Source organism: Pseudomonas sp. C2B4, from assembly GCF_013359695.1.
In the GTDB taxonomy this organism is placed as follows: Bacteria; Pseudomonadota; Gammaproteobacteria; order Pseudomonadales; family Pseudomonadaceae; genus Aquipseudomonas.
In genome coordinates this window covers 1-26,489 of record NZ_JABFMU010000057.1, presented here as the reverse complement: position 1 = coordinate 26,489, position 26,489 = coordinate 1, and the positions used below count along the sequence as shown (strand labels likewise).

General features: G+C 59.3%; 18 protein-coding genes and 2 pseudogenes. 9 read left to right on the top strand and 11 right to left on the bottom strand.

Annotated elements, in window-relative coordinates; translation table 11 throughout:
• Positions 1-476 precede the first annotated feature (476 nt).
• From HNQ83_RS25680 to HNQ83_RS25660, 6 genes and pseudogenes are all read right to left on the bottom strand, one after another.
• Positions 477-1,490, bottom strand: a complete 1,014-nt coding sequence (locus HNQ83_RS25680; RefSeq protein ID WP_175391552.1) for a phosphotransferase enzyme family protein — start codon at positions 1,488-1,490, stop codon at positions 477-479.
• A 9-nt stretch (positions 1,491-1,499) separates the two neighbouring features.
• Entirely contained in the window at positions 1,500-2,777 is a 1,278-nt protein-coding gene (locus HNQ83_RS25675) for an aspartate aminotransferase family protein (RefSeq protein WP_175391551.1), read from the bottom strand.
• On the bottom strand, positions 2,770-4,083 hold the full coding sequence (locus tag HNQ83_RS25670; protein WP_175391550.1) for an amino acid permease: 1,314 nt from the start codon (positions 4,081-4,083) through the stop codon (positions 2,770-2,772). The genes HNQ83_RS25675 and HNQ83_RS25670 overlap by 8 nt, the downstream gene beginning before the upstream one ends.
• 622 nt (positions 4,084-4,705) lie before the next feature.
• Positions 4,706-5,305: pseudogene (locus HNQ83_RS31775) on the bottom strand (methyl-accepting chemotaxis protein); the annotation flags it as partial.
• 255 nt (positions 5,306-5,560) lie between these two features.
• Positions 5,561-6,613 (bottom strand): annotated as a pseudogene (locus tag HNQ83_RS31770) (HAMP domain-containing protein); the annotation flags it as partial.
• A gap of 381 nt (positions 6,614-6,994) precedes the next feature.
• The gene (locus HNQ83_RS25660; protein WP_175391548.1) at positions 6,995-8,317 is read right to left on the bottom strand and encodes a hypothetical protein; all 1,323 of its coding nucleotides are present in this window, start codon (positions 8,315-8,317) and stop codon (positions 6,995-6,997) included.
• 485 nt (positions 8,318-8,802) lie between these two features.
• Here HNQ83_RS25660 and HNQ83_RS25655 point away from each other — a divergent pair, with 485 nt between their 5' ends.
• Together HNQ83_RS25655 and HNQ83_RS25650 are read left to right on the top strand one after the other, a co-directional pair.
• A complete protein-coding gene (locus HNQ83_RS25655; RefSeq protein WP_175391547.1) occupies positions 8,803-9,192 on the top strand; it encodes a cytochrome c family protein in 390 nt (129 codons plus the stop codon).
• Positions 9,193-9,309: 117 nt separating this feature from the next.
• Positions 9,310-10,800, top strand: coding sequence for an aldehyde dehydrogenase family protein (locus tag HNQ83_RS25650; RefSeq protein WP_175391546.1), 1,491 nt, complete (start codon positions 9,310-9,312; stop codon positions 10,798-10,800).
• A gap of 183 nt (positions 10,801-10,983) precedes the next feature.
• On the opposite strand, the gene HNQ83_RS25645 is transcribed toward HNQ83_RS25650, so the two are convergent.
• From HNQ83_RS25645 to HNQ83_RS25630, 4 genes are all read right to left on the bottom strand, one after another.
• Positions 10,984-13,368 (bottom strand): DUF3772 domain-containing protein, encoded by a 2,385-nt coding sequence (locus HNQ83_RS25645; RefSeq protein ID WP_175391545.1) that lies wholly within the window; start codon positions 13,366-13,368, stop codon positions 10,984-10,986.
• 223 nt (positions 13,369-13,591) lie between these two features.
• Positions 13,592-15,004, bottom strand: coding sequence for a heavy metal sensor histidine kinase (locus HNQ83_RS25640; RefSeq protein ID WP_175391544.1), 1,413 nt, complete (start codon positions 15,002-15,004; stop codon positions 13,592-13,594).
• On the bottom strand, positions 15,001-15,672 hold the full coding sequence (locus tag HNQ83_RS25635) for a heavy metal response regulator transcription factor (protein ID WP_175391543.1): 672 nt from the start codon (positions 15,670-15,672) through the stop codon (positions 15,001-15,003). The genes HNQ83_RS25640 and HNQ83_RS25635 overlap by 4 nt, the downstream gene beginning before the upstream one ends.
• Positions 15,673-15,784: 112 nt before the next feature.
• Positions 15,785-16,042, bottom strand: a complete 258-nt coding sequence (locus tag HNQ83_RS25630) for a DUF2790 domain-containing protein (protein ID WP_175391542.1) — start codon at positions 16,040-16,042, stop codon at positions 15,785-15,787.
• A gap of 783 nt (positions 16,043-16,825) precedes the next feature.
• Here HNQ83_RS25630 and HNQ83_RS25625 point away from each other — a divergent pair.
• From HNQ83_RS25625 to HNQ83_RS25595, 7 genes are all read left to right on the top strand, one after another.
• Positions 16,826-18,256, top strand: coding sequence for an FAD-binding oxidoreductase (locus tag HNQ83_RS25625; RefSeq protein ID WP_175391541.1), 1,431 nt, complete (start codon positions 16,826-16,828; stop codon positions 18,254-18,256).
• Positions 18,253-19,101 carry a class I SAM-dependent methyltransferase gene (locus HNQ83_RS25620; protein ID WP_178132105.1) on the top strand — a complete coding sequence of 283 codons (849 nt, stop codon included), beginning with the start codon at positions 18,253-18,255 and terminating at the stop codon, positions 19,099-19,101. The genes HNQ83_RS25625 and HNQ83_RS25620 overlap by 4 nt, the downstream gene beginning before the upstream one ends.
• A complete protein-coding gene (locus HNQ83_RS25615; protein WP_175391540.1) occupies positions 19,098-20,342 on the top strand; it encodes an aminotransferase class I/II-fold pyridoxal phosphate-dependent enzyme in 1,245 nt (414 codons plus the stop codon). The genes HNQ83_RS25620 and HNQ83_RS25615 overlap by 4 nt, the downstream gene beginning before the upstream one ends.
• 21 nt (positions 20,343-20,363) lie before the next feature.
• Complete coding sequence (locus HNQ83_RS25610; RefSeq protein WP_256669204.1) at positions 20,364-20,696, top strand: chorismate mutase; 333 nt, start codon at positions 20,364-20,366, stop codon at positions 20,694-20,696.
• Positions 20,697-20,699: 3 nt separating this feature from the next.
• Positions 20,700-22,718 (top strand): aminodeoxychorismate synthase component I, encoded by a 2,019-nt coding sequence (pabB, locus tag HNQ83_RS25605; RefSeq protein ID WP_175391538.1) that lies wholly within the window; start codon positions 20,700-20,702, stop codon positions 22,716-22,718.
• Positions 22,719-22,728: 10 nt separating this feature from the next.
• A complete protein-coding gene (locus HNQ83_RS25600; RefSeq protein ID WP_175391537.1) occupies positions 22,729-23,613 on the top strand; it encodes a prephenate dehydrogenase dimerization domain-containing protein in 885 nt (294 codons plus the stop codon).
• A gap of 66 nt (positions 23,614-23,679) precedes the next feature.
• On the top strand, positions 23,680-25,143 hold the full coding sequence (locus tag HNQ83_RS25595; protein WP_372241934.1) for an MFS transporter: 1,464 nt from the start codon (positions 23,680-23,682) through the stop codon (positions 25,141-25,143).
• 175 nt (positions 25,144-25,318) lie between these two features.
• Here the strand turns inward: HNQ83_RS25595 and HNQ83_RS25590 are convergent, their stop codons facing one another.
• Positions 25,319-26,092 carry an alpha/beta hydrolase gene (locus tag HNQ83_RS25590; RefSeq protein WP_175391536.1) on the bottom strand — a complete coding sequence of 258 codons (774 nt, stop codon included), beginning with the start codon at positions 26,090-26,092 and terminating at the stop codon, positions 25,319-25,321.
• Positions 26,093-26,489: the final 397 nt, after the last annotated feature.

Sequence of the window (26,489 nt, the reverse complement as noted above, 5' to 3'; positions counted from 1 at the left end):
TATGAGGTGATCACGAGATTTGTGAGCAGCACAGACCTGTAGGAGCAAGGCTTGCCCGCGATAGGGGAGTGTCAGTCGACAGAAATGTTGAATGTGCAGGCCGCTTCGCGAGCAGGCTCGCTCCCACAGTAGATCTGCTGTGAACACGAAGTTTGTGTACGACAGAGAACCCATGTGGGAGCGAGCCTGCTCGCGAAGGCGGTGGGTCAGTCGGCATAGATGTTGACTGTGCAGGCCCCTTCGCGAGCAGGCTCGCTCCCACAGTGGATCTGCTGTGAGCACGAGGTTTGTGTACGGCAAAGAGCCCATGTGGGAGCGAGCCTGCTCGCGAAGGCGGTGGGTCAGTCGGCGCGGATGTTGACTGTGCAGGCCCCTTCGCGAGCAAGCCCGCTCCCACAGTGGATCTGCTGTGAGCACGAGGTTTGTGTACGACAGAGACCCCATGTGGGAGCGAGCCTGCTCGCGAAGGCGGTACATCAGACCTGCAAATATTCCCGAGCCAACCCGCACGCCCGCTCAATCAGCATCGGCGCCATTTCAATCGCGGTCTGCGTGCCCTGGCGGGTATGAATCCAGCCCAGGTACGTGGTGCCACGCAGCATCAGGAACAGCGCCAGCGCCTGGCGATCTGCCTCGGTCAGTGGCTTGACCGCGTGATACCCCTCAAGCAGCGCCGCCTTGATCTGCTCAAAACGCGGGTCATCCAGGCAGAAGTACAGCGCGGTGGCCAGTTCGAACATGTGCCAGCCGAAACCGGCGTCGTCAAAGTCGATCAGCCGCAGGCGCGGGCCTTCGATCAGCAGGTTTTCCGGCACCAGGTCGGCGTGAATCATGCCGAAGTTATCCAGGTGCCGGCCGTATTGGCGCAAGTCCCGCCGCGCTTGACGCCGAGCCTGCTGCAACAGATCCCGTTGATCGTCGCTCAGCTGCTCCAGCTCCCAGAAACGCCCCCAGAACGGATTGGCGCCGATCAAACCCTCTTCATCCCAGGCATGCCGGACGAACTCATCCGGCTGTTGCCAATGGGCCGAATGCACGTGAATGCGTGCGGCAATCGCGCCGGCTTCGGCAAACAGAAAGTCGATCTCGGTATCGGCCTGCACCCCGGCCTCGGAGGTGCCGGCGGTCGTGCCCGGTAGCCAGGCGAGCATATCGACATGGCGTTCGCCGAGGTCTTGATGGCTCACTTCGATCAAATGACGCTGGTCCTGGGTGCGGATGATTTGCGGCACGGTGATGCCGGCGCTTTCCAGTGCTTCCATCCATTGCAGTTCGGAACGCAGCGCGGCTTCGCAGTGATAGCCATTGCGATGAATGCGCAGGGCGACGCGCTGGCCGTCGTGGCGCCAGGCCGAGAACACGGCGTTCTCGCGGAATTTGACCAGTTCGATATCGGCGAAATCGCCGTCCCAGTGGCGCAGGGCGTGACGCGCCAGATCGTGCAGATGGGCGACTTGCTGGTCATGGTTCAGGGTGTGGAGTTCAGACATGGCAGATCCTCAAATCGCACTCAGCGCGTGGTCCAGGGTGTCGACGAACAGGTCGGCGTGTTCGCGGCTGAACACCAGCGGTGGGCGTAGCTTGAGAATGTTGTCGCCCGCGCCGATCTTGCTGATCAGCACGCCGTTCTCGCGCATGTCGTTGACCACCTTGCGCGCTTCCAGCCCGGCCGGTTCCTGGCTGGCGTGATCGCGCACCAGTTCCATGGCGAAGAACAGCCCTTTGCCGCGCACATCGCCGATGATCGAGTGCTTGGCGGCCAGTCCTTGCAGACGCTGTTGCACATAGGCGCCAACGTCTTGTGCATTGCGCAGCAGTTGCTTGTCCTCAATCTCGTCCAGTACCGCCATGCCCACGGCGGCCGCCACGGGCGAGCCACCGAAGGTGTTGAAGTACATGGCGTTGCGGCCGAACGACTCCACCAGCGCTTTATGGGTGATCAACCCGGCCAGCGGGTAACCGTTACCCATGGGTTTGCCGAGGGTGACGATGTCCGGCGTCACGCCGTGGGCCTGATGTCCCCACAGGTGGTCGCCGGTGCGGCCGAAACCGGACTGCACCTCGTCGGCGATGAACAAACCACCTGCCGCGCGGATCAGCTCTGCGGCTTTGGCGACGAAGCTGGCCGGCACCCTTGGCAAGCCTTCGTTGGCGAACAGGGTGTCGATCAGCAGGGCTGCCGGGCGAATCCCCTGGGCTTGCATCGAGGCAATCGCAGCGGCGATGTTGGCCGCGTATTCCTCGGCCAATTGCGTTTCGCTGGTGCCCGCGGGGGCGCGGTACAGGCATGGGATCGGCACGGCGCGGGCATGGGCGGCGAAGGGCTCGGGCGAGGGCAGGGCGGTGGTGACTTCGGCCAGCGATGCCGAGTTGCCGTGGTAGTTGTAGTCGCTGACGATGATGCCCGTGCCGCCGCTGGCGAAACGCGCCAGGCGCAGCGCCAGTTCATTGGCCTCGCTGCCGGTGCAAGTGAACATCGCGGTGTCCAGTGGCTGGGCGAAGGTCGCGGTCAGGCGTTCGGCGTAGCGCACCACCTGTTCATCCAGATAGCGCGTGTGGATGTTCAGCGTGGTTGCCTGGCGGTGCATCGCCTCGATCACATGCGGGTTGCAGTGACCGACACAGGGCACGTTGTTGTAGACGTCCAGATAGCGACGGCCATCGACGTCGAACAGCCACACGCCTTCACCGCGCACCAGGTGCAGGGGCTTGTCATAGAACAGCGGCGAGGCGCTGCCGAGTACGCGGTGGCGGCGTTGCAGGAGAGTGTCAGGCATGGTCTGGAACCTCGATAACAGGGGTGCGGCGAGTGCGCAGCAGGAAGTTGAAAATGCACAGTGCGAAGGTCACGCCGAGGGCGATCAGCATCGTCAGGTCAAGCTGGAAGCAGGCGGCGATGACCACCAGCGTCAGGGCCAGGCCCAGCCAGGCGACCACTGTGCCGCCGGCCAGGCTGAACGGACGGGGCAGGTCCGGTTGGCTGCGTTTGATGCGCAGGTACGCGCCGAAAATGAACAGGTAGCAAACGTTGAGCAGCAGCACGACCGCGAGCATCACGGTGGCCGGGTCGACCTCGGACAACGGCAGGCCGATGGCGCCGATCAACAGCAGGGCAGGGTATGGCGTGCCGCGCTTGCCGGTCTTGCCCAGCCATTGCGGGAACAGGCCATCGCGAGCCATGGCGAACAGTTGCCGGGAAGCGGCGTAGACCAGGGAGAAGAAGGTGGCGATCAAGCCAAACACGCCACCGCAGCCAATCACCTTGGCCAGCCATGAGTTTTCACCGAAGGCGCTGTTGCTGGACATCGCCGCGTACAGCGGGTCGCCCGCCGAACCCACCAGCTCAACGCCACCGGCACCGGGTGCGCAGACCAGCACCACCAGGGCAGTGACCAACAGGGTGCCGATGGCGGCCAGAATGCCACGCGGCATGGTGCGTCCAGGATTGCTGGCTTCTTCCGCCGCCGAGCCGGTCTGCTCGACGGTGATGAACAACCAGATGGCGAACGGCACGCAGGCGAAGATGCCGCCGAGGCTGACCGGTGTTGCGACATTCGCCGGCAACGCCAGCAGGTTGGTCAGTTCGACATGGGGCGCCATGGCCACGCCGAAGGTCAGCAGGGCGACGACGGCGATCACACCGGCAACGAACGTCAGGCCCATGGCCTCACCGACACCGCGCAAGTGAATGCCGACGATCACCACGAACAGGGCGATTTTCACCGGCCAGCCACCGAAGCCGAAAATCGATTCGGTGTAGGCACAAATGAAGGTCGCCGCCGCACCGGTGCCGATGGTCAGCGCCAGTGCGCATGCAACACCCACCAGGTAACCCACAAACGGCCCGAACGCGCTCTGCGCATAGACGAACACACCGCCAGCGCTGGGCAGCGCGGTGGACAGCTCCGCCACGCACAACGCCAGGCCACCGCACAGCAGCGCCATCAGCAGCGTGGCGATCAGCATGTTCAGCCAGCCACCGGCCGCCAGCCCGAAGTTCCAGCCGGAAAACTGCCCGGCCACCACCAACGCAATTCCAAGGCCGGCAATCTTTGGCCAGCCCAACGCACTTTTCTTGAGCACAGAAGTCTCCCGCAGCCCTGAGGCCGATTTATTGTTTTAGTGAGAAATGGAGGGGGTTGAACGTTGCTTTGCGCTTCGATACTACGCGTGGGGTGCGACGCGGCATGTTTGCGTGCATGCCAGGTGGTTGGTTGTGGGTGCCAGATTGGTAAGGAGGAACAAGTCCCCTGTGGGAGTGGGCTTGCCCGCGATGGCGGAGTGTCAGTCACCATAGATGTTGAATGTGATGGCCTCTTCGCGAGCAGGCTCGCTCCCACAGGGGATCTCCGGTGAACACAGGATTTGTGTGCGACACAGATCAAATGTGGGAGCGAGCCTGCTCGCGAAGGCGGTGTGTCAGTCGATATGGATGTTGAGTGTGCTGGCCCCTTCGCGAGCAGGCTCGCTCCCACAGGGATCTCCAGTGAGCAAAGGATTTTTGTACGACACAGATCAAAATGTGGGAGCGGGCTTGCCCGCGAAGGCGGAGTGTCAGTCACCATTGATGTTGAATGTGCTGGCCTCTTCGCGAGCAGGCTCGCTCCCACAGGGGATCTCCGGTGAACACAGGATTTATGTGTGACACAGATCAAATGTGGGAGCGAGCCTGCTCGCGAAAGCGGTCCATCAGGCACCGCCATGGTCAGATCCGAAAACTCCCCACCAACTGATTCAACCGCGCCGCCTGCTGTTCCAGCTCGGTGCAGGCGCGCAAGGTGGATTGCAGGTTTTCCACGCCTTGCTGGTTGAGGGTGTTGATCTGGGTGATGTCGACGTTCAGCGCCTCGACCACGGCGGTCTGTTCCTCGGTGGCGGCGGCGACTGACTGATTGACGTTGTCGATCTCGCCAATGCGCTGGGTCACGCTGCCCAACCGTGAGCCGGCGAGGTTGGCGATGGTGACGCTTTCCTCGCTGTGCTGCTGGCTTTCGGTCATGGTGGTGACCGAATCCCGGGCGCCGATTTGCAGTTCCTCGATCATCTGCTGGATCTCCAGCGCCGAGGTCTGGGTGCGTCCGGCCAGGCTGCGCACTTCGTCGGCCACCACGGCAAAACCGCGACCGGCCTCACCGGCGCGGGCCGCTTCGATCGCCGCGTTCAGTGCCAGCAGGTTGGTCTGCTGGGAGATGCCCTTGATCACTTCCAGGATCTGCCCGATGTTCACGGTCTTGTCGTTGAGCACTTCGATGTTGGTGCACGATGCCCGGATTTTTCCGGACAGCTCATTCATCACCTCGATCGTACGCTGCACCACCTGACGCCCGTCTTCGGCCTGTTGCCGGGCGTTGGACGCCTGGTGCGAGGCATCGCTGGCGTTATGGGCAATCTCCTGGGCGGCGGCGCCCAATTGGTTGATCGCCGCCGCCACGCTGTTGGTGCGGGTGGATTGATCGTCGAAATTGCTCAGCGACGAATTGGAGGCTTCCAGCACGCGACGAGCCCCTTCGTTGACGCCGAGCGCCGCTGACGACACTTCGCGAATCGACTGATGGATGCGCTCGACAAAACGGTTGAACGCGGTGGCCAACTGGCCTATCTCATCCCGTGATTGCACTTGCAGGCGCCGGGTCAGGTCGCCTTCACCGAGGGAAATATCCTCCATGACCCGCGTCAGCACTTGCAGCGGTCGGGTGATGCGCTGCGCCGTGTACCAGATCAACAGCAGGCCGAGCAGGGCCGAGCCGCCACCGAGCAGCAATTCCAGCGCGGTGCTTTGCACGCCCCGGGCATCGAGCTCCTTTTGCAAGGTGATGACCGGTGCCAGCAGCACCTCCTGCGGCACGCCCACCAGCACGCCCCATGGCGCCGCTCCGGCAATCGGCGCCAGGGGTTCGAGGAGCTTGATCTGCTGCGGATCGACAAACACTTTCGGCTGGCCCTGACGCAACGCATCCATGACCTCGGCGCTGTCCATGGGCTGCCCGAGGCGGCTGACGTCCTGGCTGTTGGCGGAGATCACGCCGCGAGGGCTGACGATGCTGATCTGGCCGTGGCCGTCGAACAATTGCAGGGCACTGGTTTCACTGTTTTTTTGCAGCGCGGCGAGGTTGATGTCGAGGCCGACCACGGCAATGACCTTGCCGTTTTCCAGCAGCGGGAAAGCGACGCTGGTCACCAGTTTGCGACTGCCGGACGCCTCGTCGAAGTAGGGCTCCAGCACGCAGGCCTGACGGGTGTCGCGGGCGCAGGTGTAGAAGGCGTTGTAGGGCGCGCCGCTCGGCCCCGGCTCGGTGTTGGCGAGCAGGCCCTCGTCGCCGATCACCGCTTGCAGTTCGCCAGGTTTGCTTTGCACCCAGTACAGCGAGAAGCGCCCGGTTTCGTTACTGCCCAGTTCCGCCTTGTCGACGAAACCCGAGTCTGCTCCGTCCAAAGCGTCGGGTTCAAAAATGACGTAAAGCCCGAGCAGGTCGGGCTTGTCGATGAGGGCCTGGTGAAGCTGGGTACTCAGCTCCTGGCGCAGTTGTTGGCGGGTCAGCGTCCCCTGGTGCTGGAGTTGCCGCAGATAGAGTAAGTATCGCGACAGCCCCTGGCCGAATTCATGGGTCTGCATGAAGGTGCGCTGCACCTGCATCGCCTGCACCTTGCCCAAGGCCTGCATGTGTTCCTTGGCGGCATCGGCGAGCATTTCGCTGCTGGCCTGGGCCACTTGCTGGCTGCTTTTGTGCGTCTGGTAAAGCGAGAGGCCCATCAGCAACCCCACCACCAACAGCAGGCAGAGGCCGGCGAGCAGGGCGATCTTGCTCTGGATCGTCAGGAATTTTTTCTGCATTGGAAATGCCTTTTTCCACGAGGAAATTATTGATCGAAACGTGCCCTGTAGGAGCGAGCTTGCTCGCGATGGACGCCCAGGCAACGCGGTCTTTCAGGCAGCACGCGTTATCGTTGACGTCCATCGCGAGCAGGCTCGCTCCTACAGGAATCGCGTGGTGGCTTAGAACGTCGTGGCGAAAATCACCTGGCTGTAGAGGTTCTTGTCGTTGTTGCCCAACTGCGTGCCGCCCTGGTCAGCGCTCTTGTCCGGCTGGAACAGGCCGATCAGCGGCATGATGCTCAGGTGGTCGTTGACGTGCCATTCGGCATACAGGTCCGTTTCGCGGCCATCGGTGTTGCCCAGGTCGCGGTCGATGGTGTCGAAGTTGAAATGCATCAGGCCGACAGTCACGTTCTCCAGTGGCGAGACGGTGAACTTGAGTTGCTGGATGCGCGAGTTGCTGTTGAACGGACCGGCATAGTTGCCCGCCACTTCACCCTGGAACCAGGTGCCGAAGCCACGGCTGAAACCGTAGAACAGGGTGTCGTAGTTTTCCGAGAAGCGGCTGTAGCGGTAGCTGAGATACGGCGCCCAGGTCACGTCGGAGAAGGTCCAGCCGGCTTCCAGGTACCAGCCGTCTTCGCTGGAGGTGTGGGGCTTGTCCTGCTTGGCGTATTCACCGGAGAGGAACAGGTCCTTGACCCCGGCATTGCCGGTGGCGCGCAGGCTGTAGGTCTTCATGCCGTCGCGTTCAAGCTGGATCGGCGAGGCGTATTGCTCGTCGATGTCGGTGGTGTCGATGTAGGTCAGGCCGACGGTGCCGGCTTCGGACACGTGCTCCAGGGTGCCGACGTACATCTCGGTCTTGGCCTGGGAGCGGTTGTTGGATTTGAGCCACATCAGGTCGCTGCGCCAGCCTTCCTTGCCGCCGAGGCGCAGAATAGCGGTCTCGTCAAAGGCCTTGCGCGCCGCCAGCCAATAGGCGCCACCACGGTTGAATTCACCGTCGGCGATGCCCTTGCCCAGGTTCAGCGCGTCGCCGTTAATCAGGAAACCATCGCCGATCATGATGTTCTGACGGCCAAAGGACAGGTCGATACCGTCACTGCCCAGCACCGGGAACAGATCGGCCGAACGCCAGCCGAGGTAGGCGTCTTCGAACTTGGTGGTGCGTTCCGAACCATCGCTGAAGCCAGCGGCATCGCCATCGCCCCAGGTGCCGGAGCTGAGCATGTTCGCCGCGCCATAAGCGGTACCGACACCGCCCAGGCCCTGGTCGAACGCCAGGCCGTACTTGATGTAACCCTCGCGCCACGACGACGAACCTTCGTCGAGACGACCCGACAGGGCGTAGTTTTCCTGGCTGTGGAAGACGCCGAAAACTGCCTCCAGCGTGGCGTTCAGGTGACTGTCGTCATTGGCGTACAGTTCATAAGCTCCGGCCTGCCCGGCACTGATCATCAGCGCGAGCGTGGAAAGTCGAAGCAAGGGGGACTTGAGCATGGCATGACATCCGTTCTTGTTCTTAGGCGCAGGGTTGCGGTCTTTTTAGATACTAAGGGCCGCGGTTTTTTTGGCCTTTTGCCTGTTTGCCAATTAGTTGGTTGTGCATGCCAGATTGAGTGGCGAAGTGATGGCGCTGAGGTTCCGCTGCTTTTATCGACCGGCCGAATCGGGTCTCCTGTAGGAGCGAGCCTGCTCGCGAAAAACATCTGGGCGACGCGTTCATTCAGGAAGAGCGCGTAATCGTTGACGTCCTTCGCGAGCAGGCTCGCTCCCACAGGGGGGCTTTCATAGGCAAATGGTTTTGCGAGCGCGCATTTGAGCGATCTGGCAGAACCGCCAACACAACTGGCACGCAGGGAAAAACCTGCGTTTCGCCGACCGCCGACAATCCTTTCCAACCTGCCGGGGCTCCGTTACCCCGGTGCTTTCTGTGTTGACGTTCGTCCATGTGACGAACGCGTGGATTTTCAAGGTCGTTCCTTATGTTTACCGCCCTGCGTTTTTCCCTCTTTGGTTTGTTGTCCTTCACCCTGGCCCAGGTCGCCGTGGCAGCCGATTGCGCGCCGGTCCAGAGTCGTGGCGCCGAAGTGTTCGCCAATGAATGCGGGGTTTGCCATTCGGTGAGCAAGGGCATGGCCGGGATGATGGGGCCGAATCTGGCGGGTGTGGTGGGGCGCAAGTCCGGTTCGCTGGAAGGCTTCAACTATTCCCAGGCCATGCGCAGCAAGAACATCGACTGGCAGGCCGAGAACATCGAGCAACTGATCACTCAACCCCAGGCTTTCGTGCCGGGCACCTACATGCCTTACATGGGCCTGGCCTCCGCCGACGATCGTCAGGCGGTGGTGTGCTACCTCAAAGAACAACACTAAGCGGCCGGATATCTGGCTTATCAAACCCTGCAGGAGCTGGCTTGCCTTGAGTCTTGCACCGCCCTTGAGGGCGTTTTCGCGAGCAGGTTCGCTCCCACATTTGAATGAAGGTGATTTATGAGCAACGTTGAAATTCTGCCGCAGGTGGCTGCATTCCTTGATCGCCGTCACGGCTGCTTTATCGATGGCCAGTGGGTGTTTGCCGAAGGCGAGAGCATTGCCGTGGTCAACCCGGCCACCGGGCAGACCCTGTGCGAAACCCTCGATGCGCCACTGGCAATCGTCGAACAAGCGGTGCAGTCCTCGCACAAGGCTTTCAAGTCCGGTGTCTGGTCCTCGCTGCGTCCGGCCGACCGTGAACGCATCCTGCTGAATTTCACCCGTCTGGTGGAAGAGCACGCCGAAGAGCTGGCGCAACTGGAAACCCTGAGCCAGGGCAAGTCGATCAACATGGCCCGCGCGCTGGATCTGAACGCCACCGTGGAGTTCATGCGCTACATGTCCGGCTGGGCGACCAAGATCGAAGGCCAGACGTTCGATGTGTCGATCCCGCTGCCGCCGGGTGCCAAGTTCACGGCGTTCACCAAGCGTGAACCGGTGGGCGTGGTGGTCGGCATCGTGCCGTGGAACTTCCCGCTGTTGATCGCTGCCTGGAAGCTGATGCCAGCGCTGGCCACCGGTTGCACGGTGATCATCAAACCGGCCATGGAAACCCCGTTGACCGCCATGCGCCTGGCTGAACTGGCGCTGGAAGCCGGCATTCCGGCAGGCGTGTTCAACGTGGTCACCGGTGGCGGTGCTTCGGTCGGCGGCGTGCTGACCTCGCATCCGCTGGTGAGCAAAGTGTCCTTCACCGGTTCCACCGCCGTGGGCAAGAGCGTCGGCGTGGCGTGCATGGAAAACATGACGCGTTTCTCCCTGGAACTGGGCGGCAAGAACCCGATGATCGTGCTGGCCGATGCCGACATCGAGAAAGCCGTGCAAGGCGCGATCCTCGGTGGTCTGCTGAACAACGGCCAGGTGTGCGCCGCGGCTTCGCGCTTCTATGTGCATCGCTCGATCCACGATAAGTTCGTCGAAGCCCTGGCGGCAGCGGTATCGGCCATGCCGATCGGTGCCGGCATGAACTGCGAAGCGGCGATCAACCCACTGGTATCGCGCAAGCAACAGCAAAGCGTGCTCAAGCACATCGAACTGGCTCGCCGCGAAGGCGCGCGGGTAGTGGCCGGTGGCGAGTTGCTGGAAGGCGAGGGCTTCTTCGTCCAGCCGACCATCCTCGCCGACATCGACCACAGCATGGCCGTGGCTCGCGAAGAGGTGTTCGGCCCGGTGCTGGGTGTGATGCCGTTCGATGACGAAGACGCCGTGATCGCGCTGGCCAACGACAACCGCTACGGCCTGGCCGCGAGCCTGTGGACCAACGATCTGAGCAAGGCCATGAACCTGGTGCCACGCATCGAAGCCGGCACGGTCTGGGTCAACGCCCACGTTCTGCTCGACCCGGCGATGCCATTCGGTGGCGTCAAGCAATCGGGCATGGGCCGCGAGTTTGGGCGTGCGGTGATCGAGGCTTACACCGAGCTGAAGTCGGTGTGCATCGCGCATTGATGCCATAGTCTGCGGCGATCCAATTGTGGGAGCGAGCCTGCTCGCGAAAAACGTACAGACAACGCGTTCACTCAGACAGGGCGCGGTATCGTTGACGTCCATCGCGAGCAGGCTCGCTCCCACAGGGGATCAGGTGCGTTTGCCCGAATCAGGTCGGCTGTCCGGCCGCCCTGGTTTGGTTTTTCACGCCGTAGGCGGTTTCGCCAGCTCTATCCCGGCGGCACTCAGCCGCTTGAGAATTTCAAACAGCAGCTCGCTCTTGATCGCCCCGACATTGCGTGGGCTGCTGACATAGCCGGTGATGGTCAAGGTGAGGCCTTCAGGCTTCAACTGGCTGAAGCGCACGAACGGCGCCGGTTTATCGAGGATGGATTCGTGCTCGGTGTAGGTCTCGAACAGCAGGTTGCGCACCTGTTCCGGGTCGATGTCCAGCGGGAACATCAGTTCCAGTATCGCCACGCCCTGGGCGTTGCCGCCGAGGGTGACGTTGCGCAGGTTCTGCGAAATCAGCTGTGAGTTGGGCACGATGACGATCGAGCGGTCGGCCAGTTGGATTTCCGTGGCGCGCACGTTGATCCGGCGGATATCGCCTTCGACCCCGCTGATGCTGATCAGGTCGCCGACTTTCACCGGGCGTTCAGTCAGCAGGATCAGGCCCGAAACGAAGTTCTTGACGATCTCCTGCAGACCGAAACCGATGCCCACCGACAGGGCACTGACGATCCACGCCAGGTTGGTCCACTGCACACCCAGCGATGACAGGGCGAACAGGATGACCAGCGCATAGCCGATGTTGGAGAACAGTGTGCTGAGTGAGGCACACATGCCGGGGTCCATTTCCGTCTTGGGCAGGAACTCGTTGTCCAGCCAGCGGCGTAAGGTGCGGATCAGGTAGATGCCGATGAACAGGGCGAGCACGCCGTGCAATAAGTTGGCAGGGACAATGTTGAGTTTTCGCAGGCCGTCGCCGCCGAGTATCGCCAGGGTATTGGTCGCCAGTTGCCCGAGCGTCGATCCCACCCCGCCCACCACCAGTGAGATGAACGCGATCAGCACCAGCGCGGCCCGGCCGACGCCGGACAGGACGATGGAAATCTGCTCCAGGCGTGGATCGCCAATGCCCAGCAACTGCTTAAGGGCCTTGCCGCTGGAATGGCGGGGCGAAAACAGGTATTCGCAGCCGTCCTTCAGCAACTGGATCAGCAAATAGAAACCGGAAAAGATGATGAACAGCCAGACCAGTTCATAAGTGATGAAGCGCGACAGGGAGATGTAGCCGATCAGCAGGGCCAAGAGGGAAACCACCACCGCCATACTGGCGAAGGCATAAATGACCCCGGCCAGTGTCGTGCCTGCTTCGGGGGCCTCACCCGTCGCGACCAGGGCCCGGCGAATTCTGCTGACGCGCAACAGCAGCGAACCGATCATCACTGAAACGACCAGCGCGACGAACCCTCTGACCGAGATCACGACTGGCGCGCTCATGCCGGTGACATTGGTCATTTGCGCCATCGCTACCAGCACCAGCAGGACCCAGGCCAGGCGAATGGGGAAGGGCTTGATCGCCAGGGCCACCGAGTCGGCAATGGCCGGCAGCCGCCACGAAGGATGTTTGGTGGACAGCAGGGCGCGGCTCAGGCCGGTGATCAGCACGCAGGTATAAACGATCTTTTCGAAGTCCTGGGAGAACCCGGCCAGTTGTGGCGTCAACGGCAGTTCACGGGTCAGGGCATAAAACAGCAGTTGCAAGGCGAACCATGCCGCCAGCACCGTGGCGATAACTGAAGACAGCGCAAGGGCACTGCGCCGCAGTCGGCCTTCAGGCATGCGATGAATGCACAGCCACGTCAGCGCTTTGTCGGTGAGCCTGTGACCGACAAACCACAGGGCAAGGGCCAACGCGAGCAATACACTGGTGTAGAAGCGCTCGCCCGGTTGCCAGGCGGCGTCGAGGGTCGCGCCAATCTGTTGCAGGAAGGCACTCAGGCGTTGCCGGTCGTCCTCGGGCGGATTCAACAGCGGTGCCCAGAACCAGGGGTTGAGGATGCTGTGGGTCTGCTGGGTCACTTCGGTTTCCAGCAGGCCGCGACGGATGACGGCGATTTGGGTCAGCAGTTCGGTCCCGCTGGCTTTGAGCGTTGCCAGCGTATTGAGCTTGTAATCGACCTGTCTTTTTTGTTCGGTCAGGTCAGCCCTTTGAAGGGTAATGTCGGACTTCTCCAGCGCAGCGTCGCCAACCGGTGCCGGTCCCAACACACTCAACTGCGATTGCAGTTGAGCCTGTACGGGCAGCAGCAGGGCCGACAGCCGGGCGATTTCCTGGATCAACGCCTGGAGCAGATCCTGTGGGGCCTCCAGCTGACTGTAGTTACTGGCTTGGGACACCTGCTGCTTGAGGCTGTTGAGCCGAAGTTGCAGCTCCTGTAGATCGCTGTCGGGAATGCTGGCGGAGGTGGCCGCTGCATTGGCGGCAGGGGCGTCCGGCGCCGGCGCCGCCGACAGCATGGCGCCACTCGACCCGTACAGCGCGAGAATCGCGACAATCATCCACTTCAATGCATGGCGCATAGGCGTGCCCGACAGGTTGCTAGTCACCCAGCCTATGAGGTTAGGTCATGACTCGCGTCTGTGAGGGATTATTGGTCGGATGTGTTCAGCCATTGGGGGGATACCAAGGCTGGCACTAAACCTGTGGCGAGGGAGCTTGCTCCCGTTGGACTGCGCAGCAGTCCCTCTTTTAGGGCCGCTGCGCACCCCAGCGGCAGCAAGCTCCCTCGCCACAGGTTCTTCGTCATTCGCCCTGTCTTCGTGCCGGGAAAAACAGCTCGAAGCAGGTCACTCCATCGACACTGCTGACGCTGCAGGCCCCATTGTGCAGCTGCATGATCGTCGCCACGATCGACAGGCCCAGGCCATTGGACTGCGCCGAGCGTTCGCGGGACTGGTCGACGCGGTAGAAGCGTTCGAACAGCCTCGGCAGGTGTTCGGCGGGGATGGTCTGGCCGTGGTTGCGCACATGCAGGCGGATGCCGTCGGCGGTCGGCGTGGCGCGGATTTGCAGCTCGGAATCGGGTGCACCGTACTTGATCGCATTGGCGCACAGGTTGGCCATGGCCCGGCGCAGGAGCATCGGTTCGGCCCAGATCAGCCCGCTGCCCCGGGCATCGATGCGGATGCCGGCGTCGGCGGCGAGCCCTTCGAAATAGTCGGCCATGCGCTCCATTTCCTCGGCCGCGTCCAGTTCCTGGCGTTGGCGCAGGGCGCTGGCGGGGTCGGTGCGGGCCAGGAACAGCATGTTGTCGAGCATCCGCGCCAGGCGTTCCAGTTCCTCGACATTGGAGGCGAGCAGTTGTTGATAGGCTTCGATGCTGCGGTTCTGCTGCAAGGCGACCTGGGTTTCACCCAGCAGGTTATTGATCGGCGTGCGCAGTTCATGGGCCATGTCGGTCGACACCTGGCCCAGTTGCACGAAGCCCTTGCCCAGGCGGTCAAGCATGGCATTGAAGGCGTCGATCATCGGCAGCAGCTCCCGTGGCGCACCCTGGCTGTCGAGGCGCTCATTGAGGTTGCCGACGCCGATGCCCTGGGCATGCCGGGCCAGGTGCCGCACGGGCATCAGGCCGCGATCGACCAGCACATAGCCGGACAATGCCAGCAGAATCGCCGCAACACTGGCGAACAGGTAGACGTTGAACCGGTAGCTGGCGAGCACTGCGGTGCGCTCGGTCATCAGGCGCCCGGTGACCACTTCCAGGCTGCCCTGATCGTCGGACTCGATAATGGCCGCCAACGCGGAAAAGGGTACGCCGTTGACGCTGGGCAAGTGCTGTACGTCGCCAAGGCTCAGAGAGTGGTCCATGGGCATCGGCGCCAGGGCCGGCATGTGGAGGTTGCCCGGATTGACCACCAGCAATGGCGGTTGCCCGGGTACGCCGATGCTCAGCAGCGCTTCGCGGTTGCCGAGCATGTTCTGGAACAGCGCCGGTTTGCTGCGGATCAGCTCCAGCGTGTTGCTGTCGTTGAGGAAGGTGCGCAGCTGATCGATGCGCGTTACCAGTGCCGCGTCGTCACGGCGGATCAGCTCGCGCTCCAGGTCGTGGTACAGCGCCACGCCAAGGGCCGTCAGCGAGACAAACGCCAGAAACGCGAACACCAGCGCCAGGCGCAGCGTCAGGGAGTGACGAAAAGCGGACAAGTCCTTCATGGCTGGGTATCGAAGCGGTAGCCGATGCCGCGCACGCTGTGGATCAACTTGAGCTGGAACGGGTCGTCGATTTTCAGCCGCAGGCGGCGTACCGCGACATCCACCACGTTAGTGTCACTGTCGAAATTCATGTCCCAGACCCGTGACGCAATCATCGAGCGTGACAGCACTTCACCCTGATGGCTGGCGAACAGGTGCAACAGGGCGAACTCCTTGTTGGTCAGGGTGATGCGCGTCCCGGCGCGGGTGACGCGGCGCTTGAGCACATCGATCTGCAAATCTTCGATCTGCAGCTGCTCTTCTTCGCGGGTGGGACCGCGGCGGGTCAGAGTGCGCAGGCGTGCCACCAGTTCGGCGAAGGAAAACGGCTTGATCAGGTAATCGTCGGCGCCCAGTTCCAGGCCCTTGATGCGGTCGGCGATGTCATCGCGGGCGGTGAGGAACAGCACCGGGGTGTCGGCTTCCTTGCGCAGGCGGCGCAGGACTTCCCAGCCGTCCATTTTCGGCATCATCACGTCCAGCACGATCACATCGAAATTGTGCTCCAGGGCCAGGTGCAAGCCATCGGCGCCGTCGCGGGCCAGGCTCACGGTATAGCCCAGTTCCTGCAGGCCATTGAGCAGGTAGTTGCCGGCCTTGGGTTCATCTTCGACGACGAGAATGTTCATGGGGTCTACCAGGTTCGGGGTCAGCACAGTTCAGTGATGGGCAGGCGGGCTACAGCGGCCTGCCAGTGCCGCCAGTGTAGCCCGATCATCCGTCGATACATCGGGATGACGATCAATGATCATTGGTGCAACCGCTGCCTTGCACCAAGTAGTCCAGCTCATGCTGGCGGCCCTGGTGGTCGAGGTAGTTCAACTGGGCGGGGACGATGCCGCATTGTTGCGAGATGTCGGTCTGGCCGACGACTTTGGCTACGTCGAGGTGGACGAAGGCGGCGTCCTTGTCATGGATGACCGGGGCGGCGCTTTGGGTATCGGCAAAGGCCGAGCCGGTGGCGAGGAGGGCGGCAAAACCGAGGATGTACAGTTTCATGATGAGTCTCTCTATTCAGGATTTGGGGGCTGTCGGCGGGTTACCTGACAGTGAGTTCAGGTTAACCAGGCGATCCGGACAGCCGACCAACAACTTGATTACAAAGTTGTAATGAAAGGGCCGCCTGTAGGAGCGAGTTCTGCTCGCGATGCGTCATTCGTTAATCGCACCTATTACCGATCTGCTCTTGAGGGTTTTTTCAGCGTCGACCAGCACTCGTTACGAAACGGTAATTCGGCATTGTTAGTTGGCTGGCAATGGTGCACCTGGGTTGATTTATTGAGAGTTGAGTTTGATTCTCTAATTACGTTTTTTGGTGTGGGTAAGTGAGGTTGTGGTGGAATGTGAGAAATTTCCTTCAGATCATTATTTTCAAAGTGTGAGATGTGTCTTTGTTGTTGATTGGATTGAATTCCCGTGCTGTGCGATTGGTTTTTATTAGGTAAATTGATGGCTTGAAATACGGGCTTTGAAGGAGATTCTGAAAAATCATTTCAAAGTGTGAATGCGCTGAGCCCAGTTAACGCAAGTGTCTTTCGCTGCTGTGGAATACGCCAGTAAACGTGAGCTGGTCCGCTGCAATCTCCTTTTGATGGGGGAGTTTTATTGCTCGGCGGGTGTGCAGAAACATCAATTGCGCGAAAATTTAGATGTGGGACAAAGTTGGCTTAATCAAATCTAATTGGTTGTTTTAATCAGTAAATTTGTGTTGGGTTTGTTGATTTTTTTTGTCTGTTTCGTAAGTTCTGATGTTGACTCCTAGATAAAAAATTGGAGCTGAAAATGATCTACGACATTGTTGTGGTTGGTAACGGCGCTATTGGTGGTTCGATTGCCTTCGAATTGGCGAGTCGCGGGTTCAAAGTCTGCAGGGTAGGTGAGGCGGACAGAACTAATGCGGCATCCAAGGCTGCTGGCGCGATGAATGGTTGCTTCGGCGAAATTACCAGCGGTCTACTCGCGAGTGAGCATGGACGGTTGAAGTTAATCATGGATATTCAAGCTAAGGAGTTGTGGGCGGATTGGGCACATCGGCTCGCTCAGGCCTCAGGCAACTGGCAGGAGATGCTTACAGCACGTGGCACTCATGTGCTCCTGAACTCTGCTGGGATGGCTAAAATTGATAGCGTCAACTACGCAGCAATCGAACAAACTCTGTGTGATCGCCAGGAACCTTTCACAAGCGTGGACCCTGCTGAGCTGGAGTGGGTCAACGCTAATGATCTAGTGCGCCCGCTACAGGCACTGCTGATCCCCGATGAAAATGCGGTGAACTCTCACCTATTGCTGGAGAAGTTAGACGCCGCATTTCTGGCAAGCGGTGGTGAACTCGTCAACATCAATGCCCGCACCGTATTGACAGAAGGTCGCGTGGCGACTGGTGTGGAACTGGAAAACGGGCAACGCATAGCGGGAAGGCACGTCGTAATAGCGGCCGGTGTCCAGTCACTGTCGCTACTCGATACCTTGGATGACATCAAAGATCGAATACCGCCGATGTTTGCCGGATACGGGGTATCCGTGCTCGCAAAACTGAAGCCGGGAAAGTTAACGCCGTCGACTGTGATCCGGACGCCAAATCGCGCCTTTGCCTGCGGCTTGCATTGCGTACCGCGCACGTCGGAGCTGCTGTATATAGGCGCAACCAATATTTTGGCTGAAGAGCCTCGCTCGCATGCATTGATTTCTGACGTTCAATTTCTCCTCGACTGTGCTGTCGACCAGCTCAACCTGGACCTGCATGATGCCGAGATCATGAGCATTCAGGTCGGTAACCGGCCCATTCCCGCCGATGGTTTCCCACTGATTGGGCAATGTGGGTACGAAGGGCTTTGGCTGTCTACCGGTACATATCGTGATGGCTTACACCAATCGCCGCTGCTCGCCGCTTGGATGGCAGACCAAATCCAGGGCATTCCTAACAACTTGGATTTGTCGTGTTTTGCACCAGTGCGCAAACCCCTGCAAGGGATACCGCGCAGCAGCACAGTGGCCGAGACCGTCAAACAGATGTTCGCAACGGGCTACGAGTATCGCTGGAACATCAAACCCTATTGGATGCCTTTGCTCGACAAGGGTATGACTGAAAACTACACGGCTTTGATTGAATCGCTGCACCCGCAATTCACACCACCGCCGGAGTTGGTCGCGTTCTCGTACTTGTATCGTTCGATGTATGAACGTCTGGCGCGTTACTACGAGGCTTGGTCATGATCCATTCTCAATTCGAGTACGACCGTGCCAAAGCATTGGCAGCTTTAACGGACGCTGGCGTCTGGGATCCTGTTCGGGATCTCCAAGCAATCATAAGCAAGCATTTCAATACGGGAGGGCCGATAGATCCGCAAAGGATGTCAGGTTTTCGCCAGGATGTAGCCGAGCGATGCGCGCGCATACCGCTCGGGCACATTTTAGGTTACGCCGACTTTGCCGACGTTCGTTTCGTCGTGGGCAGTGGAGTCTTCGTGCCGCGGATTCAAAGCATGGCCATTGTGCAATGGATTGAGCAGAACCTGTCTCTTGATGCCCAATCAACGGTGTACGACCTCTGCGCGGGAGTAGGCGCAATCGGCTTGGCGATCTGGTCCAGAACTGCCGCCAACGTAGTGTGCGTTGAGGTCGATGAAATCGCACAGACCTACCTCAAACGTAACATCTTACGAATGAGCGCTGGCGAGCAGGAGGTGGCCTTGTGCGAGGCAAATATCAATCAAATTGACGCCTTTGAATCTGCGAGGGGCAGCGTTGATGTTGTGGTAGCCAACCCTCCCTATGTCCCTCAAAACACGGTGCTTCTGCCTGAATGGGGCGTTAATCATCCTGCTGGCGCGATCTTCGCCCCGGACGAAGGTGTCGCGCTGATCCAGTCCACGGCGCGACTTGCATACTCGCTGCTGAAGCCGAGAGGCACGTTACTAATTGAGCACAGCGAATCCCAGGAACAGCAGGTTGGATTTATCCTGAAAAGTCATGGTTTTTGCTCGATTTGTACTTCTGTCAATGAAGAGTTTTCCGATGCTACGGGCTCTTCCGTCATCACCGTAGGAGTAAAAGCATGAACACTATGGAAACGGGCCCAAGCTGGATGACTATTCGTCAGCAGCGCACTAGCGGCGCGCTGAGCAGTGCATCGGACGACGGCCTTACCAGTTTCGAAGTGGTTTCCCGCAAAGGTAAGGCGCTAACGCTTGTCGATGGCACGACTTGCACAGAGTTCATTTCATGCTCCTACCTCGGCTTGGAAAGCCATCCCATGCTAGTTCAGGCCGCTGGGGCTGCGTTGGAGCGGATTGGTATCCACCTTTCAGCTAGCCGAAGCGCCATGAGTCCGGTTTACCTACGGCAACTTGAGCAGTTGCTAAGTGATATCTACGCCGGCGCCAGCGTGACGGTGTTCACCTCGACTAGTAATGCGCACTTGGGTGTGTTGCCTCTTTTGGGCAGCGGGACCATGGAAGGCTACCCAATCAAGAACTCGATCATGTGGCTTGTGGATCGCACTGCTCATGCCTCGATGCAAGTGCTGCGCGGGGTGTTGTCGCAGTTCGGGCCTGTTAGTCGGGTTGATACCCAAGACATGGACGGACTCAAGCAGGCGCTGGCGCGGTGCGCTCAGGAAAAGATCACTCCTGTTCTCTTGATCGATGGCGTTGGATCAATGTCAGGATTGTTGCCGGTGAGTGAGCTGAGCGAACTGCTGCAAGCTTGGGGTGGTTATCTCTATATCGACGACGCCCATGGTATTTCGATCACGGGTAAGCACGGAGCGGGTTATGCCTTTGAGAATCTGGGGCATCGGCTTCCGGACAATACGCTTATTGCCGGTTCGTTGAGCAAGGCATTTGGCGGTGCGGGTGGATTCATCGTGTTGAAGTCTGGTTACCAAGTGGCGCAATTGCGTGCGCTTGCAAACCCGCTGGTGTTTGGACACACCATCTCCGTGCCGTTGCAGGCGGCTAACGTCGCGTCAGCTCAGCTCCATCTTTCCTCCGATATTGTCTCCCTGCAAAGCGCGTTATGGGCGAACGCACACCGTCTAGATGAGCAAGTTAAACAACAAATGATGAACGCGTCGCTACGTGCACCTATTCGCGGCGCGTTGTTTCAATCCGAGCAGCAGGGAACGGCGGCTGCCAGCGCGCTACGAGCTGAAGGTATCGTCGTGTTTCCGGTGTTTTACCCGATTGTAGAAACCGGAAAAGCAATGTTGCGGTGTGCATTGTCGGCGCTTCACACGCCAGAGCAGGTCGATAACTTGGCGCGTCAACTCAACGTGCAATTAAGCCAGGCATCTGCCTGACGATTTTCTCAAGGAATGGCTATGTCACCGAATGCTGAAGGGAATACTGCGCCTGGTGGAGAACTCCAGCCCTATCGCCAGCAACTGGATGAGATAAATCAAGCGCTGATGAATCTACTGGCCCAGCGCATGGAGGTCTGTCGAGTGATTGCCCGTGTCAAATCCGCGAATGGAATCCCAATGATGCAGCCGCATCGGGTGACTTCCACCTTGGAAATGGCCAAGTCTATGGCGCCTAAACATAAGTTGCGCCCGGAATACGTCGGGGACCTTTTCGCCTTAATCATCAAGGAAACCTGCGACGAGGAGCAACGCCTGATGGATGCTCTCGACCAGTCACATGTGGAGGAATGAGGCATGCGCGTCTTGATCGTCGATAACTTCGATTCCTTTACTAACAATATTGCCCAATACGTCTATGAGGTATCGGGGGAGCAGCCGATGGTTGTACCCAATACCACATCCTACGAGCGACTTGATCTGGCGAACTATGATGCGGTGATATTGTCACCAGGGCCGGGGCATCCTGCCCGTAGTGCCGATTTCGGCGTGTGTCGTGATGTTCTGGAGCGTGCGTCGATTCCGATACTCGGCGTGTGTCTGGGACATCAGGGCATCAACTTTTTCTTTGGTGGAACAGTCGAACATGCACCCAAGCCTGTGCATGGCTATCGGACTCGTATCAGTCATTCTGGCACCGGTCTTTTTGAGGGTATCCCGCATGGCTTCGAAGTCGTGCGTTACCATTCTCTGGTGTGCACTGAGGTGCCTTCTTGTCTTGAAGTGACAGCACGTTCGGACTGCGGCCTCATCATGGGTTTGGCGCACCGTGAGCGGGCAATTTGGGGCGTGCAGTTTCACCCGGAATCAATCGATTCGGAATTCGGTCTGCAGATCATCCACAATTTCGTTCGGCTGGCTAGCAAGGCGCAAAGTAGCCGAAGGTGTGCGACGCATAATCCGATGTTCCAGGCACTGCAGACGGTCGGTGGGCCAATGCGGTTGTCTTTAGATTTCGAGCGCATCGAGCATTCACTCACCCCGGCCCAGCTCTTCGACGCAAATTTCGCTGGTAAGCCGGCCGCGTTCTGGCTTGACAGCGAGCTTTCTGATCGGTCGCAGGCAAGATATTCCCTGATGGGCTCCTGCGATCGCGATTCGGCGTTAGTGTTTGCCTATGACGTCAATCGCCGGCTGTTGTCGATCGACGGGCCAGTCGGGTGCGCAACTATCGAAGGAGATTTTTTCAGTTTGATGGAGGAGGTTGTTGACTTGTTGGGAGGAGGACAACACCAACAGGTTCCGTTTCCCTTCAAGGGTGGTTTGGTCGGCTACTTGGGCTACGAGTTGAAAGCTCTTGTCGGTGTGCGCAACGCTCACGTGTCGGAATTGCCCGATGCCCTGTTTTACCTGCCACAGAATATGCTGGTCTTCGATCACGCAACCGAAATCACCTATCTGTGCCATCTGTGGGGCGAGCGTCTCGTTTTGCAGTCTACGGACAACGCCGAACAAACCGACAATGTGTTTTTTATCCCTGGCCCGGTGGCTGAGTCGTCGCTGGGGCTGGCCGATTGTTCAAGCACTTACATGGCAAAGGTTGATGCGTGTCTGCGGCAGATTGCCGATGGTGAATCTTATGAGATTTGCCTCACCAACCGAGCTAGCCTGCAGTGTACGGATGACCCTCTTAGTACCTATCTACGTATGCGTCGTATCAGCCCTGTGCCTTATGGTGCCTACGTAAACACTGGGACGTTTTCGATCCTTGGAGCGTCCCCCGAGACTTTTCTCAACATCGATGCAACAGGTCGCATCACTTCAAGGCCAATAAAGGGCACACGACCCAGGGGACATGACCCTGAACTAGACCTAGCACTCAAGCAAGATCTCGCGTGCTCTTCAAAGGATCGCGCAGAAAATTTGATGATCGTCGATCTGGTACGCCATGACCTAAACAGCATCTGTGTGCCGGGATCGGTGAAGGTACCAAAGGCTTTTGATATTGAAAGCTACTCTTCGGTGCATCAGCTGGTTTCGACGGTCCAAGGGCAGTTGCGTAGGGGTGTTAAATCATTCTCGGCGATCCGAGCCTGTTTCCCCGGCGGTTCCATGACCGGTGCACCGAAAATACGCACCATGGAAATCATCGACAAACTTGAATCTTCGGCGCGTGGCATTTACTCGGGAGCTTTGGGTTGGATCGGATTCGATGGCTACACAGATCTAAGCATCGTGATCCGGACAGCAGTGATTAAGGATGGTATCGCTCGTTTCGGTATCGGGGGCGCAATTGTTGCCGCCTCTGATCCGGCAGAGGAAATGCACGAGACACTGGTGAAGGCTAGTGTGCCGTTTCACAGTATTAGAGGGTAAGGGGTAACCATTGGATAATATTTTGATCCTGGGTGGCGCGGGTATGGTCGGTAGCTTCATCGCCGGGATGCTAGGGAAGGGCGTGCACACACTCACGTTGGTAGATTTAGTTCCGCCACGCGCACTGCTTAATCACCGCGTGATGGATGTGCTAAGCATCCCCGAGCAAGCCCCCGAGCTACTTGAAGCTGCCACCATCATTGTTTTTGCTCTACCCGAGGATGTCGCAATTCGGGGGTTGGAGTGCTTTGTCGGAAAGGCTCCTTCCGTCAAAGCGTTAGTCAATACATGCTCTGTGCAGGCGCCTTTTCAGCGTAGGGCTGAGCAGTTGTTTCCCGCAGTTGCCTCGGTGGGTATCAATCCTATGTTTGCACCGACGCTTGATTGCGCGGAGCGTCCAGTGGTGCTTTGCGAGCGCCGTGAAAGTGAGGTAGGCAATCGCTTTGCAGTACTTTTAAAAGCACATGCAATACGAGTGACACGGTTGCTTCCCGATGAGCATGATCGCGCGATGGCTGTATGCCAAGCGCTGCCTCACGCAGCGATCTTGGCGTTTGCTTTTGCGTTGGAGCGATCAGGATGTGACATGGATACGCTCCAGGCATTGGCACCACCGCCGATGAAAACCATGCTTAGTCTGGTCGCCAGAGTCCTACACAACGCCCCTGTCATCTACTGGGATATCCAGAAACACAACGGTGCAGCCCAGCAGCAGCGGGATCAATTATCTGCCAGCCTAGGAATGCTGGATCATATGTGTGGGGTTGATACGCCTGAGGCTTTTGCCGAAAAGCTGAATGCTGTTCAACGACAGCTGGGTACGTATGTCGACGTCTATGGAGAAACCTGCGAAGCGCTCTTCAAAACACTGAGCCCATCAAGGAAAAGCGACTGATGCAAAGAACGGCCCCCCCCCCTTGTCTCCATTATCCGGGATCGCTCTAAGGGCGCCGCCTTGCTGGTGATCATGCTTCCAGTTCTGTTAGTGACCATCGATAACACGATTCTCAATTTCGCTATGCCTCGAATCGCTTCTGCGCTGAGTCCGTCCGCTGCCGAGCAACTATGGATGATCGATGCCTATTCTCTGGTGCTCGCCGGGTTGCTGGTGACCATGGGCAGTTCCGGAGACCGCTTCGGTCATCGGCGCATGCTTTGTCTGGGGTGTATGGGGTTCGCAGTGGTGTCGGTAGGTGTGGTGTTTTCACAGCAGGCGTGGCATCTGATTGGCGGGCGTGTGCTGTTGGGCTGTTTCGGTGCAATGATTTTGCCGGCGACCCTGGCGCTGATCCGCACCGCATTTGAGGATCGAGAAGAGCGGCGTCTGGCAGTGGCGGTTTGGGCAACTTGCCTGACTATTGGGTCGGCATTGGGGCCGTTGCTGGGCGGTGTGCTGTTGCAGTATTTCGATTGGCAGTCGGTTTTTCTGGTTGCTTTGCCGTTTCTGCTGCCAGTACTGCTCTTGGCGCCGATGATCACCGAGTCGCCAAGACAAATGGGTAGATCAACCGATTACCTGAGTATCTTGCTAAGCCTGGGCGCAATGACGGGTGTGATGCTGGGTCTCAAGCATCTGGCCACGGTCGGCTTCGACAGCCAGGTTTTAATCTGGGCGCTGTCCGGAATATTGCTGGGTGTGGTTTTTGTCCGTCGCCAGCTACATTTGGATCAGCCGCTGTTGGACCTCAGGTTGTTCGCCTCTTCTGCTTTCAGCGTGTCCATTGCGATAAATCTAGTGAGCCTGGGCTTGTTGATCGGCTTCCTCTTCTTCGCCACCCAATTGTTGCAGCTGATTTTTGGCTTGCCCCCGTTGCTGGCCAGCTTGATATTGGTGCCGGGGCAGATATTGGCGATTGTCGCCGGCCTTGCCGTCGTGCCAGTGGCGCAAAAGCATGCACCGAACAGGGTGATTGCGGGCTGTCTGCTGCTGGCTGCTGCGGCTTTTGCGATGGTGGCACTGCTTGCACCTACTGTCCTGGCCGTAGGTGTGGCTTTCGTTTTGCTCAACGCGAGTGTTGCCGCCATCACCACCGTGTCCAACGATCTTTTATTGGGCTCGGTGCCGGCCGAGAGCGCCGGCAGCGCCTCGTCCGTCAGTGAAACGGCTTACGAAATTGGAGTGGTGTTGGGTACAACGTTGATCGGAGGGGCAGTAGCGGCGCTGTATCGGTTGTCTTTGGCGATCCCTGAGGGCGTATCCGAAAGTGTAGTTAATGCGATTGCGACGTTGGGAGGTGCTCACGCCATCAGTCAAGACCAGCCAGAGGAAGTGGCGACGCGGATTCTGGAAGAAGCTAACGCTGCATTTACAGAAGGCGTGATGATGACAAGCGCTGTGGTGACTGGCTTCATTGTGCTGTTTGCGTTAGTTGCATACCGTTTTTTGCAAGTACGAGACCCCGTGAGTCTTATCGAAAATCGCTGAGATACCATCGCTCCTACAGTGGATTGAGCTGGCCGCTGCTTCGTGTTCGGCACAGATTCCCTTGTAGGAGCGAGCCCTGCTCGCGATGGTCGTGAACGATGACGTACGAAACCAGATGCCCCGCGGCGCCCGTGGTTTTTTCGCGAGCAAGCTCGCTCCTACAGTTGCGTGGTATCTACGATTGGCGACCGGCGGCAGCGAGGATCAGGTCAGCGATCTCCTTGGAGTGGGAGACCAGCGACAGATGGCTGGACGGCAACTCAATGGTGGTCGCGCCCATGCGCTTGGCGAGGAAGCGTTCCAGGTCCGGGTTGATGGTCTGGTCCTGGCTGGACACCGCATACCACGACGGTTTGCTGTGCCAGGCCGCCGCTGTGGTGCGGTCGGTGAACAGGGTCTTGGCGATTGGTTGCTGCACGGCGAACAGCTGCATGGCCTTGTCGTGGGGCACGTCGCTGGCGAAGTACTTGAGGAAGGCGTCCTGCTTGAGGCTGACGAAACCGTCGTGTTCTTCCGTGCCGGTGCGCACCGGCATGGTCGGGTACTTGGCCGAGAGGGCGACGAAGTCTTCCCCGGCATCCGGCGCTCGCGCGGCGACGTACACCAGCGAGCTGACCTTCGGATCGACCCCGGCTTCACTGACCACGGTACCGGCGTAGGAGTGGCCCACCAGAACGGTCGGGCCGTCCTGCTGATCGAGGACGCGTTTCGTGGCGGCCACATCGTCGGCCACCGACGTCAACGGGTTTTGCACGGCCGTGACGTGCAGACCGGCGGCCTGCAAACGCGCGATCACGTCCGACCAGCTGGAGCCATCGGCCCAGGAGCCGTGCACCAGCACGACGTTGTTGGCCTTGACCGGTGCGGTCGTCGTGGCGGCCATGGCGGAGCCGGTGCCGAGCATGAACAGGCTGGCGGCGATCAGGCAGAGTTTGCTCAATGGTTTCATGGTGTCGACCCTTGTTTTCTTCAGTGGGAGGGGTGTCAGTCGGCGTGGCTGGCTGATGGGTCCACTGTATGAAGCGAGGGTGCTGGCTTTGCTGACATCTCAATGACAAGTTTGTAATGAAGCCTGGTTGTATTTGATTTCCCTGTGGGAGCGAGCCTGCTCGCGAAGGCGGCCTGACAGCCGACCTGTCTCCTGCGGATGTACCCGGATTAACTGTGGGAGCTGGCTTGCCTGCGAAGGCGGCCTGACAGCCGACCTGTCTCCTGCGGATGTACCCGGGATAACTGTGGGAGCGAGCCTGCTCGCGAAGGCGGCGTGATAGCCGGCCTGTCTCTTGCTGACCGAGTACATATCCATTGCTGCGGTAACGGCCACTTAGGGTTTCGCCCTTACGGCG